This window comes from Pseudonocardia sp. MH-G8 (assembly GCF_002262885.1).
Lineage (GTDB): Bacteria > Actinomycetota > Actinomycetes > Mycobacteriales > Pseudonocardiaceae > Pseudonocardia.
Map to the genome: position 1 here is coordinate 1 of NZ_NKYF01000066.1, position 1,435 is coordinate 1,435.

Consider the following 1,435-nt stretch of genomic DNA (forward strand, 5'->3'; position numbering starts at 1 on the left):
CCTCCTTTCTAAGGAGTCCACCGTGTTGGTGGGGTTGACCGGGCTCTGTTTGTTGGGGTGTTGGTTCTCCTTTCTTCGATAAAGTCGCACCTGCGTGGTTGTGGGGTGTGGCGCTGGGTGGAACACATACGGCTGGTTCATGAGTGCTTGGCACACTGTTGGGTCCTGAAGGGACACCTTGTTTTTGGGGTGTGTCTTTTGGCTCCTGGCTCGGGTCATCTAACGCTCTGCTGTTGTCGGGGTGGTGGTGGTCGTTTGGGGTTGGGGTGTGGTTGTGTGTTGAGTGTTGCATAGTGGATGCGAGCATCTTGTTGTGAACAAGTGTTTAAGGGCACATGGTGGATGTCTAGGCATCAGGAGCCGATGAAGGACGTGGGAGGCCGCGATAGGCCTCGGGGAGCTGTCAACCGAGCTGTGATCCGAGGATTTCCGAATGGGGAAACCCGGCACCCGTCATGGGGTGTCACCGTCAGCTGAATACATAGGCTGTCGGAGGGAACGTGGGGAAGTGAAACATCTCAGTACCCACAGGAAGAGAAAACAACCGTGATTCCGTGAGTAGTGGCGAGCGAAAGCGGATGAGGCTAAACCTCGGTCGTGTCAAGCCGGCAGGCGTTGCGGCTGGGGTGTTGTGGGACGTGGTCGTGTGGATCCTGCCGGGTCTGCGAGGTCGTGGTGTGGTGTTAGCGGAAGACTTCTGGAAAGGGTCGCCGTAGCGGGTGAGAGCCCCGTACGCGAAAACATTGCATGCGGTCTGGATCGTGTTCCCGAGTAGCAGCGAGCTCGTGGAATTTGCTGTGAATCTGCCGGGACCACCCGGTAAGCCTAAATACTCCCTGATGACCGATAGCGGACTAGTACCGTGAGGGAAAGATGAAAAGTACCCCGGGAGGGGAGTGAAATAGTACCTGAAACCGTGTGCCTACAAGCCGTCAGAGCCTTTGGGTGATGGCGTGCCTTTTGAAGAATGAGCCTGCGAGTTATGCTTCGTGGCGAGGTTAACCCGTGTGGGGTAGCCGTAGCGAAAGCGAGTCTGAATAGGGCGTTGTAGTCGCGGGGTGTAGACCCGAAGCGGAGTGATCTACCCATGGCCAGGGTGAAGCGTCGGTAAGACGTCGTGGAGGCCCGAACCCACCAGGGTTGAAAACCTGGGGGATGAGCTGTGGGTAGGGGTGAAAGGCCAATCAAACTCCGTGATAGCTGGTTCTCCCCGAAATGCATTTAGGTGCAGCGTCGTGTGGTGGATGCCGGAGGTAGAGCACTGGATGGGCTAGGGGGCCTAAAAGCTTACTGAACTCAACCAAACTCCGAATGCCGGTATTTCTAGCGCGGCAGTGAGACTGCGGGGGATAAGCTTCGTAGTCGAGAGGGAAACAGCCCAGATCACCGGCTAAGGCCCCTAAGCGTGCGCTAAGTGGGAAAGGATGTGGGATCG

General features: G+C 56.9%; 1 rRNA gene. It reads left to right on the forward strand.

Features of this window, described 5'->3' with window-relative positions:
- Positions 1 to 315 precede the first annotated feature (315 nt).
- A 23S ribosomal RNA gene (locus tag CFP66_RS46835) occupies positions 316 to 1,435 on the forward strand; the annotation flags it as partial.